Annotated in this window: 14 protein-coding genes; 7 read left to right on the top strand and 7 right to left on the bottom strand. The window is 48.8% G+C overall.

All coding sequences use genetic code 11. The annotated features are described in order from the left end of the window. Positions 1-54: 54 nt before the first annotated feature. The 6 genes from def to GJR95_RS10450 all read right to left on the bottom strand — a co-directional run bounded on the left by def (position 55) and on the right by GJR95_RS10450 (position 7,121). A complete protein-coding gene (gene def / locus GJR95_RS10475) occupies positions 55-627 on the bottom strand; it encodes a peptide deformylase (RefSeq protein ID WP_162385818.1) in 573 nt (190 codons plus the stop codon). A gap of 62 nt (positions 628-689) precedes the next feature. After that, positions 690-1,103 (bottom strand): Holliday junction resolvase RuvX, encoded by a 414-nt coding sequence (gene ruvX / locus GJR95_RS10470; protein ID WP_162385817.1) that lies wholly within the window; start codon positions 1,101-1,103, stop codon positions 690-692. A 216-nt stretch (positions 1,104-1,319) separates the two neighbouring features. Further along, entirely contained in the window at positions 1,320-2,489 is a 1,170-nt protein-coding gene (locus GJR95_RS10465; protein ID WP_162385816.1) for an XdhC family protein, read from the bottom strand. A gap of 104 nt (positions 2,490-2,593) precedes the next feature. Beyond that, positions 2,594-4,810: a xanthine dehydrogenase family protein molybdopterin-binding subunit gene (locus GJR95_RS10460; RefSeq protein ID WP_162385815.1), complete on the bottom strand. Its 2,217-nt coding sequence runs from the start codon at positions 4,808-4,810 to the stop codon at positions 2,594-2,596. Beyond that, positions 4,807-5,313 (bottom strand): (2Fe-2S)-binding protein, encoded by a 507-nt coding sequence (locus tag GJR95_RS10455; RefSeq protein ID WP_162385814.1) that lies wholly within the window; start codon positions 5,311-5,313, stop codon positions 4,807-4,809. The genes GJR95_RS10460 and GJR95_RS10455 overlap by 4 nt, the downstream gene beginning before the upstream one ends. A 113-nt stretch (positions 5,314-5,426) precedes the next feature. Beyond that, positions 5,427-7,121: a carboxylesterase family protein gene (locus GJR95_RS10450; protein ID WP_162385813.1), complete on the bottom strand. Its 1,695-nt coding sequence runs from the start codon at positions 7,119-7,121 to the stop codon at positions 5,427-5,429. 143 nt (positions 7,122-7,264) lie between these two features. Between GJR95_RS10450 and GJR95_RS10445 the strand changes: the two genes are divergently transcribed. From GJR95_RS10445 to nagB, 4 genes are all read left to right on the top strand, one after another. Then, entirely contained in the window at positions 7,265-8,032 is a 768-nt protein-coding gene (locus GJR95_RS10445) for an NUDIX hydrolase (protein WP_162385812.1), read from the top strand. A gap of 41 nt (positions 8,033-8,073) precedes the next feature. Then, entirely contained in the window at positions 8,074-8,559 is a 486-nt protein-coding gene (locus tag GJR95_RS10440) for an NUDIX domain-containing protein (protein WP_162385811.1), read from the top strand. A gap of 79 nt (positions 8,560-8,638) precedes the next feature. Continuing rightward, entirely contained in the window at positions 8,639-9,781 is a 1,143-nt protein-coding gene (locus GJR95_RS10435) for a Gfo/Idh/MocA family protein (RefSeq protein ID WP_162385810.1), read from the top strand. Between the two features lie 133 nt (positions 9,782-9,914). Continuing rightward, the gene (gene nagB / locus GJR95_RS10430; RefSeq protein WP_162385809.1) at positions 9,915-11,903 is read left to right on the top strand and encodes a glucosamine-6-phosphate deaminase; all 1,989 of its coding nucleotides are present in this window, start codon (positions 9,915-9,917) and stop codon (positions 11,901-11,903) included. A gap of 74 nt (positions 11,904-11,977) precedes the next feature. On the opposite strand, the gene GJR95_RS10425 is transcribed toward nagB, so the two are convergent. Beyond that, positions 11,978-12,565, bottom strand: a complete 588-nt coding sequence (locus GJR95_RS10425; RefSeq protein ID WP_162385808.1) for a DUF7010 family protein — start codon at positions 12,563-12,565, stop codon at positions 11,978-11,980. Positions 12,566-12,836: 271 nt separating this feature from the next. Here GJR95_RS10425 and GJR95_RS10420 point away from each other — a divergent pair, with 271 nt between their 5' ends. From GJR95_RS10420 to GJR95_RS10410, 3 genes are all read left to right on the top strand, one after another. Next, positions 12,837-13,610: a hypothetical protein gene (locus tag GJR95_RS10420; protein ID WP_162385807.1), complete on the top strand. Its 774-nt coding sequence runs from the start codon at positions 12,837-12,839 to the stop codon at positions 13,608-13,610. Positions 13,611-13,675: 65 nt separating this feature from the next. Beyond that, on the top strand, positions 13,676-14,833 hold the full coding sequence (locus GJR95_RS10415) for an acyltransferase family protein (RefSeq protein ID WP_162385806.1): 1,158 nt from the start codon (positions 13,676-13,678) through the stop codon (positions 14,831-14,833). Beyond that, a complete protein-coding gene (locus GJR95_RS10410) occupies positions 14,830-15,225 on the top strand; it encodes a hypothetical protein (RefSeq protein WP_162385805.1) in 396 nt (131 codons plus the stop codon). The genes GJR95_RS10415 and GJR95_RS10410 overlap by 4 nt, the downstream gene beginning before the upstream one ends. The last annotated feature ends 25 nt before the right edge of the window (positions 15,226-15,250 follow it).

Below are 15,250 nucleotides of genomic sequence, written 5' to 3'. Positions count from 1 at the left end.
TAAGGCAGAATGAAATGAACTACTAAGTATCCATTATTAATTCTACAGTCCTCATTACTTGGGAAACTTCATTCGATATTCTGCGTCTGTCTTGCCTTTGGTAATATCGGCCAGCTTTTTCTTGATAAGCTGACGGCGCAACGTAGGCAGATAGTCCGTAAAGAGTTTTCCTTCCAGGTGATCGTATTCGTGTTGAATAATACGGGCTGCCATGCCTTCATATTCTTCTTCGTGCTCGTTCCAGTCGGTGTCGAAATAACGGATTACAATGATCTCTGGCCGGAAGACTTCACCCCGAATGCCAGGAATACTTAGGCAACCTTCCTCAAAACCCCAGTCATCACCAGCTTCTTCAATAATTTCGGGATTGATAAAGACTTTCTTAAAACCAACCAGACTTTGATCGATGTCTTCCTCTGGTTCATCTTCGTTCAACGGTTCACCATCTACCACAAACATGCGAATGCTCTGGCCAATCTGCGGTGCTGCTAATCCAACACCTGAGGCCGCATACATGGTTTCGAACATATTTTCACTCAACGTCTTGACGTCAAGGCTACCGGGCTCAATGTTCTTAGCCCTTTTTCGCAGCACTGGGTCGCCGTAGGCAATTATTGGGAGAATCATAATTCAGTTTACAGTTCACACTATATAGTTTTCAACTCAGGCCGAAAACTGCATACTGGAAACTATTTTTTGCTTTCCATATATGATTGGAGAATGATAGCCGCACTGACTTTGTCGATGTTGCCCTTCTCGCGTCGATCTTTTTTACTGCTTCCGCTGGCAATCATGGCTTGCAGGGCCATAGCGGATGTAAAGCGTTCATCATGCCAATAAACCGGAATCTCGGGCAAAGCGTTCTGCAAATGCGTGACGAACTTCCGAACACGGGGTGTATTATCCGTATCGGTTCCGTCTAATCGTTTGGGTAGCCCAACGATAAAAGCGTCTACGGGCTCTCGCTGAACATACGCTCTGAGGTATTTTAACAGCTCATGTGAGGGCACTGTTTCCAGAGCCGAAGCAATGAGTTGCAACGGATCTGTTACGGCAATGCCGGTTCGTTTTGCGCCATAATCGATTGCCAGGAGTCGTGCCATATCAGACGCAAAGGTACAACATTGAGGCTAGTTTGGCGTCTTTTTGTCGTGTAAACGGAATTGCGGTCTGCCCCGAATCGATTGATAGCTGCTTTGGAGACCGAAATACGAGGTAGATTAAACAAATACCCTCAGACGATAGGCGTCAGTTCGGGTTTAGGAATCCTGCCTGACTCGATCAGCTGAGGGTAGCTCTGGCAAGTTTATAAACCAGCCTTAAATGGATTCAATCGTAGAGTTAACAAACGTTACCGGTTGGCTGGCACTTGTCTGGTTGTTGGTTAGGCGCTCATGAATTGGTCCGGATTTATCTTTGAGGAAACCTCCCGACCCGTTCGTGAAAAAGGCCTTTATTTCGGCCATAATTGACAAGGCAATCTCGTCGGGAGTCTCAGCGCCCAGATCGAGGCCGATAGGGGCATGGACCCTGGCAAGTGCCGCTTCTGAGAAATTCAGCCCATCTTTCTCAAATTCAGCCTGCATTTTATCAAATCGTTTGCGTGGCCCTAACATACCGATATAAGGTACATCGGTCGCCAGCAAAGCCTGTAAAACCGCCCGGTCGTAATTGAAATTATGAGACATCAGGACGGCTGCTGTTCGGCTCGTAATGGTGATCTGATCAAGAACGGCCTGACGGTCGGCATAAAGTACGCAGGTGGCGACCGGAAAACGCCTGGGCGACAAATGCGCAATACAATCGTCGGTAACGGTAACCTGCCAGCCAAGATCACGGGCGAGTTTGGCCACCGGAATGACATCATACCCAGCTCCGAAAATAACTAACTCAATACCAGGATCAATTCGCTCAATAAACACTTCGGCACTTCCCGATTCGACAAAATAGGTCTGCGTGAGTGGCTTGCCGGTTTTGAACGTAAGCTGCATGTCGTCCTGCAACCAGTCGGGCAAAAGACTTGCCGATTGATCGGTGAGAACAAACCGGTTGCCCGGAACCAAACCGGTTGTCTCGTCGCTTTTCAGAATCGTAGCCAATACGCGTACATCCCGTTTCTGGATAAACTCATGTAATAAGGCCACAGGATTCTTTGGATCGGCCGGATCAATTGGTTCGATCAGAATGTCAATGATACCGTTGCAGCCTAATCCTACGCCGAAACTATTGGCACCGTCGTCCATTGTGTCGTATGTAACAACGATCGGTATACCATCGAGCATGACCTGGCGGGCTTTTCGGAGTGCATCGCCTTCCAGACAGCCACCGCTGATTGCACCTTCCCAGCGGCCATCATCCGTAATGAGCATCCGCGCTCCTGGCCTACGATACGACGAGCCTTCAACCCATACCACAGTTGCCAGAGCTACCTTGCGCTGTGAGAAGTCAATTTGCTCAAAAACCTCAACGATGCGAGCTATTTCTTTCATGCTGTGTCGATATACGGCCTCGTGGTTTACGGGATTCGGTGATACAGACTCGTTCGGGAGTCGCTCATAACCAAATAGTGTAAACCGTAAACTGTGCCCGCTGTTTATACTTTCGCTAAATCAAAGGGTAACCGTCGGATGCGTTTGCCCGTAGCCGCAAAAACTGCGTTCGCTAAAGCCGGAGCCAAAGGCGGTAATCCGGGTTCACCAACACCTTTGATTTTGGGACCTCCTTCGGCTAATATAAGTACCTCGACTTCAGGCATTTCATTGATACGAAGCATACGGTTTTTGTCGAAATTAGCCTGAACCGCGCGGCCATGCTCAAATGTAATTCCATCTTTAGTCGCAGCCGTTATCGCCATGGCAATGGCTCCTTCAACCTGTGCTTTGACAGTATCCGGATTAACGACCGTACCCAAATCAATGACACAGTATACCTTGTCAACTTTTACGCCACCATTTTCTGTTCTGGAGACTTCTACCACCTGACCCGCTAAACCGGCAAAGAACTCCCACTGGGCAACTCCCCGACCTTTTCCGGCGGGTAGCGGTTTATCCCAGCCCGAGAATTCTTTCAGTTTGGTCAATACCCGCTTCGTGTCTGAGTCTTTCGTTAACATGGCCAGCCGGAACGCCATCGGGTCCTGCCCTGCTTTATGAGCCATTTCGTCGAGAAAACATTCGTGCGAGAAAGCCAGCGTTGAACTCGTCACCGAACGCCAGTAGGAAAGCGGAATGTGAACCTCAGCATGCACATAGCGCGTGTTTACATTCGGAATCTCGTATTTCTGTTCGTTCGTACCTTCAAGCATGGTGCCGTCGGGCTTGGCTTTATCGTATTTTTCGGTTTCGCCCATTGTTGCATCAATGGAAGGCGAAATGACCTTATGTTGAAGAGCCACGGCCTGCCCATCACTCGACAATGCTCCGCGCAAAGCCGAATAGGTCATCGGACGAAAAGGACCGAGTATCGTATCGTCTTCGCGTGTCCAGACCACTTTAACCGGTTTTCCAATTGTTTTGGAAAGCAAAGCCGCTTCGCTGGCAAAATCCTGGGTTAGTCGCCGACCAAAGCCTCCGCCATTGAACATCACATGCACTTTTACGTTACTGGCGGGCACCTTAAGCACCTTGGCAACTTCGTCGATAACCAGATCACCACCCTGCGAAGAAACCCATAGCTCAACCTTGTCGCCGGGTTGATAATGGGCTAACGCATTCATTGGCTCCATGGTCGAATGGCTGACAATGGGTGTTTCATAGAGTGCTTCCAGTTTAACCGGGGCATCGGAGTAGGCTTTATCGAAGTCACCCAGACTATGGCCAACGATACCATCAGTTTTGGCCAGTTCACGGAGCGAATTGTCAAAATCAGTTGAATTGAATGTGTCGTGTCCCTGATGGTCCCACTGAACCTTAAGTGCTTTTCTACCCTTCAGGGCCGCCCAGTAATTCGTGGCAATAACGGCTACGCCTTCGTATCGGTTTTTGCCAACGACCCGCTCAACCTTCACGGCCTGCTGAACACCTTTGACTTTTAATGCCTGAGTGGCATCAAAGCTTACCAGGTTGCTGCCGAGTACGGGGCAACGCTCGATCGATGCGTATACCATTCCCGGTGTTTTGGCATCGATACCAAACTGTGCCTGTCCCGTAACTTTTAGGGGTGTATCAGGGCGCGGTGCCGATGTGCCCAGAATTTTAAAATCCTTCGGATCTTTTAACGCCGGTGTTTTCGGAACATCGAGTTTTGATGCTATTTCCGCCAATTCGCCATACGACGTTTTTTTGCCCGATGGTCGGTGGATGATTTTCGCGTCTTCCGCGTAACATTCCTCGATCGGTACATTCCATTGCTGACTAGCGGCTTTAATAAGCATTTCGCGGGCCGACGCTCCTACTTTACGCATCTGGGTATAGCCGCCCCGGATGGAGCCGCTACCACCTACGGCCTGCGACCACAAACCACCGAATTTGCTTTCGCCACCGGTTTGTTTGATCACAACCTTGTCCAGCGATACTTCCAGTTCTTCGGCAATGAGCGCCGGAACCGACTGGAATGTTCCCTGACCAATTTCGGGACGGGGATTCATGAGCGTAATTCGCCCCGATTTTTCGATAATGATAAAGGGAGTCAGTTCGACCGATTCAGGGGCCAATCCAGGCTGGGCCAATCCAGGCTGGCCACTAAGATTCAGTACAGGTCCTGCAATGGCTTCAGTTGATGAGAGCCCTAAGGCAAAGGCCGCACCAGTCAAACCGGCCGCTCTCAGAAAGCCCCGGCGGTCAATGGCCGTTTGTGTTGGTTTCGCGCTCATCGTTTGCCGATTTTAGGAGTTGACTTAGGGACTTTCGGGGCCGACGCCATATCGGCGGAAGCGGTATGAATGGCCTGCCTAATGCGATTATAGGTACCACAACGGCAAATGTTACCCTGCATAGCCGCGTCGATATCGTCGTCGGTTGGTTTAGGTGTATGTTTCAACAAGGCTACCGCCGACATGATCTGCCCTGATTGGCAATACCCACACTGGGGCACCTGATGCTCGATCCAGGCTTTCTGAATAGGATGGTCACCATTTTTAGAGATGCCTTCGATGGTTGTAATCTTATGACCTACCGCTGCCGAAACAGGTAAACTACAGGAGCGAGTGGGGCTACCGTCCAGATGAACGGTACAGGCACCGCACTGCGCAATACCGCAGCCGAATTTAGTGCCGGTTAACCCGACTACATCGCGGATGGCCCATAACAGGGGCATGTCAGCATCGACATCCAGAGTATGGGGCTGATTATTGATGGTCAATTTTACGGAAGACATAGCCTAAACAGTATAGGATAAAGAGCGATTTTTCAGCGCTATGTTGCGCTGACGGGCAGAAAAACGCAACGAAAGTTAAGCAATTAAGCCCGAAGAACCACTTTGCTTCTTAATTACTTAGTTGATGAGATTGTGCCGGCAGCTACCGTTACAACACCAGTTTCGGTGAGTGCTTTGGCCTCGGCATCGGGTACATGCCATGATTGATCAAAATAGCCGGATACAATAGGCGTTTTACTGGATTCTTTAAACAAAACGAAGTCTTTGAAGCCATTGATTGCATCCAGTGCCCGGTTCGTGAAATAATTGGGGTTTTCGGTGCCCGCCCACCAGGGTTGTCCGGAACTGATGGCTACATAGTGATTATTCATGGGGAAGACGTAAAATAAGCCGTATTCGGTGGCTGCCGACGATAGCTGAATGGGCAATCGATCGCTGTATTGGCTCACCAGCTTATTGGTTTCTTTAGTGCCAAATAGAATCAGATTTGAACTTTCCAGATCGCTTGGTCGAACATCTTTATCGGCCACAACATGCGGAAATACCATAATACGCCCTAGAAACTCACCCCGATAGGTAGCCCAGTTGGCCGCCTGAGTCGCGATTTCCTGTCGCGTTTTCAGCACGTCGGCTGATGGGTTATCGGCTGTGCCATAAACATACAGATGCCGACCGGCAATGGCAGCACTGATGGGCCCTTCTGCCCCTGCGTGTTTAGCCGTAACTGTGGGTTGGTAAGAACCCGCTTCCCAGCCCCCTTCGCGTTTGACAAGGGTAAGCGAGTCGCTCACCTGAACATTAATAGCCTTTCCGTCAATAACGACATCGACTGGCCGTTTTGCTTTGAAATTAGGATGCCCTGCCAGTTTAAGCGTTAATGCGCCCAGGTTTGCCGTCGTGATATCGATGTGGTTTGCACCAGAAAACTTTGCGTCGACATTGGCAAGCATACCGGGTGTAAGCTGGTCAATTCGAACCCAATAAGCCGATGGATATTTGTATTGCCGGGTTGAAAAGCGTACTCGCTCAGGAAAACGGTTCCGCTTAAACTGATTGAACCAGCCAAAAATAAACTCGTTCTCATAGGCCTGCACCCAACTGTCGTGTTTAACGCCGGGATATTCTTTATAGGTGACATTGACGCCCAAATCCTGAAAACGTTTCACCCATTGCCGGGTGCCTTCTGGTTTCACCGCCGGATCAGCATCCCCCTGAAATAGATGAACCGGGAAATTAGTTGCATTCGCTGCCAGATCGTCGGTGCCTCTGGGTGGGGCCGGGCAAACCGGCGCAATAGCCGCCCAAATATCGGGTCGACTTAGCCCAATCCAGAGCGTACCACCCCCGCCCATCGACAGGCCGGTTAGATAAGTGCGATCTTCATCGATGTTGAAGCGTTTTTTGACATCTGCTACGACGTCATAAACATCTTTTTCAGGAATTCCCTGATAGCCAGCAGTGCCACGAGCAAAAGGGGAGGCTACAATATAATTCACGTCGGCCCATTCCGGGAAATAACGTGTGGCTTCTATATCGGTTTCGCCCTGTGCATTGCTCTTGCCAAATACGCGCCGGAGCGACAGCCGATGATTCGAGCCTGCACCGTGGAGCATGATAACAAGCGGATATTTTTTCCTGGGATTATAATTCTTGGGGACATATAATCCATATGGCTGTTCGGTATCATCAACATCCGAAAAGAATGTTACTACCTGAGGGCCAGCGGGTAGTTTTTGGCTGTAGGACGTTCGTGGTAAAGCCAACGTGGCTACCAGCGAGAGCATTGTCAAAGACCGAATGAATGGCATTAGGAAGGTGATTTAGGAGATAACAATTGCAAAGGGAACAAGGAGAATAGCTGATTTCTATTGATTAAACCAGAAATTACAGGTAATTATACGTGATTGTCTTATTATGTCATAATAACATAAAGGGAAATTTATATTTCTACATGACCTATACTGAACAGCTGAATGCCTTTTATAAAATGGTGTCCGATGAATGCGTACAGGGTGTATCGCTCGACTGTGTAATCTTTGGTTTTCATGATACACGCCTGAAAGTGCTGCTCTTACGATGGAAAGGCACGCATGAGTGGTGTTTGCCCGGCGGCTTCATTTATAAAACAGAATCCGTCGATGTGGCAGCCGAACGGGTGTTACGTGAGCGGACCGGTTTAGATCAGTTGTTTTTACAACAATTTCATCTGTTTGGCGATGCTGTCCGGTATAACCGGGAGGATACCTGGCAAAGGCAGAAAATGCCAATGCCATTTGAGAGTCGTGGATGGCCCGAGCGTACACTATCAATTGGCTATTATGCCGTGGTCGATCAGACAAAGGTGATGCCTACAGCTGATTTTATGACGGATGAATGCCGTTGGTGGGAGGTCAGCGATTTGCCTTCTTTGCTCTATGATCACCGGCATATTGTAGAAGTGGCCTTGCAAACCCTTCGGCTTCAACTTAGCTGGCAGCCTATTGGCCTGAATCTGATGCCAGAAAAGTTTACGATTCCTGAATTGCAGCGGCTCTATGAAGCCGTACTGGGGAGATCGCTGGATGCCCGAAATTTTCATAAAAAAATTATGGGGTTACATATACTGACCCGATTAGATGAACGCCGAACCGGTAAAGCGCATAAATCGCCCTATTTATACCAGTTTGATCGGGAAAATTACAAGAAAGCCCTTATCAGTGGTAATTTGAGCTTTGTTTAGCGGGCTGCGTAATAAGCCTCCGGAAACCTGATCACCTCATCATGGCTCAAATGAATTATTGCCCTCAGTGTGCCAGCCCATTAGTTTCGGGAATGGCTGGTGGGCGCGAGCGCCTTGTCTGCTCGAAACCTTGTGGTTATGTATACTGGAACAATCCACTGCCTGTTGTTGGCGCTATTGTTGAGTATGACAATGATACCGTTATCCTGATTCAGAATAAAGGCTGGCCTGCCGAATGGTTCGGGCTGGTAACGGGATTTCTCGAAAAAGATGAGGAACCCGATGAAGCCGTACTTCGGGAATTGAAAGAAGAGTTAGGATTGGATGGGCAGGTGATTGACCGGGTAGGGATTTATACGTTTCATCAGCGGAATGAACTCATCATAACGTACCACGTTCGGGCAACGGGCGAAATCAGGATGGATGAAGAAGAGTTACAGGCGTATAAAATCGTACCCATCAATCAGCTTCAACCCTGGCCGTTTGGTACCGGAAAGGCCGTGAAAGAATGGTTGGCTAACAGATGATACTTATCTGGAAAACTAGTTTCGTGCCAACATTAAGGATGTTCCAGCGGTTGTCTCTATGGATACAACTCGCAATACTATGGAAACAACCGCGCCAAAAGAACGCGAAATCGGAATAGGAGTCATTGGAATGGGCGGTTTTGGCCTGTTTGCCGTTCAGCAATTTGTACAGACACCCCACGCTAAATTAGTGGCTATTGCCGGGTCGAAACGCGAAGAAGCCATTCGAACGGCTAAGCGCTTTGGTGCTGAACAGTTAGCCAGCCTTGAGGAGTTAGTCAACCACCCGGAGGTTGATGTCGTCTACATCGCTACACCGCCTTTTCTGCACTATGAACAGGCTATGCTGGCGCTGAATGCCGGTAAACATGTTATCTGCGAAAAGCCACTGGCCATGAATCCTGAACAGGGCCGGGAGATGATCGAGACCGCCCGGCAAAAGGGATTGCTGATGGTCACGAACTTGATGCAGCGATACAACCCCATGTTTGCCCGTATTAAACACCTGATCGATAAAAAACTGCTTGGCGAATTTCTGCACGGCTATTTCGAAAACTACGCTGGCGATGAAGGGCTCTCCCCCGAACACTGGTTCTGGGATCGTAGCAAAAGCGGAGGCATTTTTATTGAACACGGCGTTCACTTCTTCGATATGTTTGCGGGATGGCTTGGTGAAGGAACGGTTAAAGCTGCGCAGATTGTGAAGCGGCCAGATAGCAATGATATTGAAGATCAGGTGCAGGCAACCGTTGAGTATGGCGATGATGTGACTGGCCGAAAGCTGGTCAATTTTTATCATGGGTTCACACAGACCGGCCGGATGGATCGCCAGGAAATGCGGTTGCTCTTTGAACGCGGTGACGTTACACTTTTTGAATGGGTACCTACCCGAATGGTGATGCGTTGCGTAGCCGATGAAGAAACAACCCGTGCCCTGATGGACCTATTTCCGGGTGCCCAGCTAAATGTAACTGCCAACATTGGTGGTAAGGATCAGCCTTTACGCGGACGTCACAAAGAATTTGAGGCTTACCAGCAAATCGAGATACGATTCGGTTTTGAGGCAGAAAAGCAGCACCTCTATAGTGAACTGCTTCGGCTCATGTTCCGGGATCAGGCTACAGCCATTCACTACCCGGATACACACCGGATCATTCGGGAGGAAAATGGATTACAATCGCTGCAAACCGCCGTCGACGCCGATCAGTTGGCCCGGCAGTAATCGCATTCCTGTGCACACGTTTGCATATTTATAAAAAAATTTAAAAATATGGCCGGCTGAACGGCACATATCATGCGAACTCCCTGATTTTTTGCGACATTTGCGGAGTCATACTAACCCCTCCGCATAGCGCATGATCTCGGAGTCACAACTACTCGACAATCCAGACGGGCAATTGTCAGGCGAGCCCACGCTGGGCCTATCCGCCACTGGTGGTCCGATCCAGTCGGCCATCACTTACGAAAAAATTCCTACGCACATCTACGCTGACGCAAAAGATGCGTCGCGGGCGGTAGCACAGGAAATCGCCGACCTGATCCGGCAGAAACAACGTGAGGGCAAACCTTGTGTATTAGGGCTGGCAACTGGCTCATCGCCTAAAACGGTTTATGCCGAACTTATTCGGATGCACCGCGAAGAGGGCCTGAGTTTCCACAATGTTGTTTCGTTCAATCTGGACGAATACTATCCGATGGAACCTGATTCGCTGCAAAGCTATTGGCGATTCATGCGGGAGCAATTGTTCGACCATGTCGACATTCCTCAGGGAAACTATCACGTTCCCAAAGGAACGCTGCCAGTCGATAAAGTTGCTGAATTTACGAAGCAGTACGAAGCCGCCATTGAAGCCGCCGGTGGCCTTGATTTTCAGTTGCTCGGAATTGGCGGTAACGGCCATATCGGATTTAACGAACCGGGCTCACTGATCAACTCGCACACGCGTTTGATGATGCTCGATAACTCGACTCGGGCTGCTGCGGCTGCCGATTTCGGTGGGCTTCCTAAAACTCCTCGTAAGGCCATCACTATGGGCGTTTCCAGCATTTTGGGAGCCCGTCGTGTCGTTCTGCTGGCGTGGGGTGAGCGGAAAGCACCCGTTATTCGTGGTGCGGTCGAAGGTCTTGTCACCGAGCTTAACCCGGCGTCGTATTTACAAACGCATCCAAACGCGTTGTTTGTAATCGATCAGGCGGCTGCTTCGGAGTTGACCCGTATAAAAACACCCTGGCTGGTAGATTCAGTCATATGGGACAACAATATGAAGAAGAAGGCTGTCACCTACCTGTCGGTAGCACTTGGCAAGCCCATACTGAAATTGACTGACCGTGACTATAATGACAACGGTATGAGCGATCTGCTGGCTCAATACGGTCAGTCGTATGACATCAATATCGACGTTTTCAACCAGCTTCAGCACACCATTACGGGCTGGCCGGGTGGTAAACCGAATGCTGACGATACCAATCGGCCTGAGCGTGCTCAACCGGCTAAGAAACGCTGCCTGATCTTTAGCCCGCATCCCGACGATGACATTATTTCGATGGGTGGTACATTCCAGCGTCTTGTCGATCAGGGCCACGAAGTACATATCGGGTATCAAACCTCTGGCAATATTGCCGTGGCTGATGATGAAGCATTGCGCTTTGCCGATTACGTAGTTGATTTCAATACGAAGTTTGGTATTGACAGCCCCGAGGCTACCCGGATTTTCCAGGACGCAGCCGCTTCGTTGCGTGAGAAGAAGGATAGTGAAATGGATACGGTTGAAGTACGGTATGTGAAGGGACTGATTCGCATGGGTGAAGCCAAATCGACCTGCCGCTTTGTCGGTATTCCGGTTTCGAATGCCCATTTCATGAACATGCCCTTCTACGAAACGGGGAAAGTGGCTAAAAAGCCCCTGAGCGAAGAAGATATCAGGATTACGATGGCCCTGATCGAAGAAGTTAAGCCACATCAAATCTATGCGGCTGGTGACCTTGCCGATCCGCATGGTACGCATAAAGTCTGTTTAGATGCCGTTCTGGAAGCCGTTCGTCGCCTGAAACAGGCCGACTTTATGAAAGACTGCTGGATATGGCTTTATCGCGGTGCCTGGGCTGAGTGGGATATTCACGAAATTGAAATGGCCGTCCCAATGTCACCCGATCAGGTGACGAAAAAGCGGTTAGGTATTTTTAAACACCAGTCTCAGAAAGACGGCGTGGTCTATCAGGGCACCGATTCGCGGGAGTTCTGGCAGCGTGCCGAAGAGCGTAATCGGGGAACAGCTGAACTCTATAACCGGTTAGGTCTGGCGGAATACGAAGCCATGGAAGCGTTTGTGCGCTGGCGGTTTTAAAAAATAGTTGTTACCAAAAAAGCCCTGTATGCTGTCGGTATGACTCATGCAGGGCTTTTTTTGTGGTCAGTGCTTTAGGCGTTAACCAACGTTGATTCCGAGCGGAGAACACGTTGTTCCCGTACTTTGGTAACCTCCCATTTTAGCCCCAGAACCGTTAGTGCGTAAACACCGGAAACAACCAGAGGCAAGATTGTAAAGCGATCATTGGGGAGTAGATACCAGCAGGCTACCACGAGCAAAGCCCGGATTAAGGCGTGCAGCTGGCATACTTTACTATCATAAATCCAGCCAATGATGGGCCAGTGGATGCTCATCCCGATAGCGAGGCAAAGCGGTGCAAATGATTTATCGAGGCTACTGGCCGGAACGGTAATGGCCCAACTCAGCATCATCGAAAAAAGCGCATAGGGAATAAGGCTTGATAACGGCGTTTTCACCATCAGGTTTGATTTGAACGGCTTTTGTAGAGCCAGACCCAGCGGAAACAATAAACCGCTTGTGCAAAAAGCCAGCAACATCCAATAACCGGGTTTTAAATAAAAGCCCGCTATGCCCAGAATAGCCCAGTAGATAGTGCCAGCTACAGGTAACGAAAGCCCAGCATTGGCATCCACAAAATAATTTCGTTTCTGATTCGTAAGCGCCTGATCGAAATCCATGAGTAGAATAAGGTTGATATGATTAATAAGAGGATGAGTCAAAAGTAGTTACCCTAAATCCGGAGTCAGCGTAGAATCTGATGAATCACGAAAAATGCCGTATAGACTTCCAGCTAAAGCCGACGAAAAGCCTGTGTAGCAAATTTGATTTGCTACCCGAATTGATCCGGAGTCATTAAAATGTCAAATAATTGTTTATTGTAATATAGATTTTAGATATAATTGCACTGATATATAATAGTTGTATTATAATTGGCCCTTTGTCAACAAGATGACGCGACAAAATAAGCAGAGAACGCTCCGACTATTTGCACTCCATGAGTTTATTCAGGATCACTTCACGAAGTCTGACTGGATCAAAGTAGCCTACCTGACCGACAGCCTCGAACTGATTGAAGATCATCCCCGGTTGTTGCGCAGTCTAGATTTTAAAGACGATGATTATGAGGGGAACAGCCTTCAGGTTTTGTCGAAACTAATCAGCGAAAGCAGTGGCAATCTGTACGAAATTGAACGCTTCGTCGAAACAAAAAAAACAACGATGAATCGATCCATCCGGGAAGTACCTGATTTCATTTCTACCGTTCAGGCCGCTGCACCCGAACGCGTTATTACGTTTGCGCCGGATGTTTTTCGTATTCCGGATAAACTCGTTGAGTCGAATGTGCTTTCGGTAATGATGCCGTTCGAGGGTAGATTTGCCGGAACCTACGCGGCTATTCGGACCGTGTGTGCTAAACTCGGGATCGAGTGTAAACGAGCCGACGATATTTGGGATAACAGCATTTTAATTCAGGATGTATTCGATCTGATTTATACCTCAAAAGCTGTAATCACCGATTTTACGGATCGAAATCCGAACGTCTTTTACGAAACGGGAGTAGCGCATACACTCGGTAAGATCGTGATTCCTATAACACAATCCGTCGGCGACATTCCGTTCGATTTACGTCATCATCGGGCGTTGACCTATCTACCAAATGCTGAAGGTTTATTGAAATTAGAGACGGATTTAGAAAAAAAGCTGGTGAAAGTATTCCGTTAAACTTTTAGCCCTACTTGTTGTATCTTCGGGAAACCCTTCGCTTCGGCGATCCGCCCCGGCTTTTTATGCAATCATTTGTTTCAACAAGTACGGCTAAGTTCCAGAGTGTTCCGGTTGCATCCGGACGGCTGCTCTCGCTCGATTTCTTTCGGGGTCTGACTGTCGCGGCTATGATTCTGGTCAACAACCCTGGCGACTGGGGCCACATCTATGCCCCCCTGGAACATGCGCCCTGGCATGGCTGGACACCCACCGATCTGATTTTTCCGTTTTTCCTGTTTATTGTTGGCGTATCGATAACGTTTGCCTTGGGGCGGCCCGATGGAGCCAGAGAAGGAGTGATTGGCAAGATCGTGAAACGAAGTGCAACGCTTTTTCTGCTGGGCCTGTTTTTGAATTTTTTCCCCAGATTTGACATCTCGATCGTACGAATTCCCGGCGTATTGCAGCGCATTGCTCTGGTGTATCTGGCCTGTTCACTTATTTTCCTGAAAACAACGCCACGGCAGCAAATCACACTTCTGGTCATACTCCTCATTGGGTATTATCTATTGCTTACAGTCATTCCGGTTCCGGGGGTTGGGTATGCCAACCTTGAGCCCGAAACAAATCTGGCAGCCTGGTTCGATCGAACATTTATTACGCCGGCCCACGTCTACAAACCTGCTAAAGTCTGGGACCCCGAAGGACTCTTAAGCACCTTACCTGCCATTGGTACGGGTTTGCTGGGCCTGCTGACCGGCACCTGGCTGCGTTCCAATCGTTCGGCTGCGGAGAAAATAGCCTGGCTTTTTACCGCTGGCTGTCTGACTACCCTGGCTGGCCTGATCTGGAATGGATTTTTTCCAATCAACAAAGCCTTATGGACCAGTTCGTTCGTGCTGGTGGGGGGTGGTTTGGCCATGCTTGGACTGGCGCTAAGTTATTGGCTGATCGATGTTAAAGGCTATCGGCGGGGTGTGCTCCCTTTTGTGGCGTTTGGCGTCAATGCGATCACTGTATTCTTTCTATCAGGGCTGATTCCGCGGATCATGAACATGATTCATGTTGCTCAGACTGATGGAACCGAAGTGGGGTTGAAAGAATACCTCTACCGATCATTCATTGCACCTCTTTTTGACAATCCTACCAATGCGTCGCTGGCGGGTGCTTTGACGTTTGTACTGATCTGGTTCGGAATTCTGTGGTGGATGTATCGAAAAAATGTTATTATTAAGGTGTGAATCAGCACACTACTGATCTTAAATATCAAATTGAACGCATTCTGCTGTGGGAGCCATCATCGCACTGGCGATCGCAGGATTTTGTACACTTGAGTGAGCTTGTGTTTACCTATACGCAGCGGCAGGTAGATGCTCAGCATTTAGAGGCATTCTGGCAAACCTCCGCTATAAAATCACCTGACTTGCTGGATACGCTCGCCTGTTTTGTTGATTATATTGATTGGGATGACTTTTGTGTCCGTAATTTTTATGGTGTCGTTGAAGTTGATGAAGAAACCCAACTGACGCATCCGCCGATGTGGGAAATCCCAATGCGATGGGTAATTATTATTTGCTGGTTTTCTGTTATCGTGTCAATAGCAGTGGCAATTTTGTTAGTATGGAAGCGATAGACGTTTCAACTCTCCTCAGCGTTAT

It is taken from the genome of Spirosoma endbachense (assembly GCF_010233585.1).
Classification (GTDB): Bacteria; Bacteroidota; Bacteroidia; order Cytophagales; family Spirosomataceae; genus Spirosoma; species Spirosoma endbachense.
This window is presented reverse-complemented; position numbering and strand designations above follow the sequence as displayed.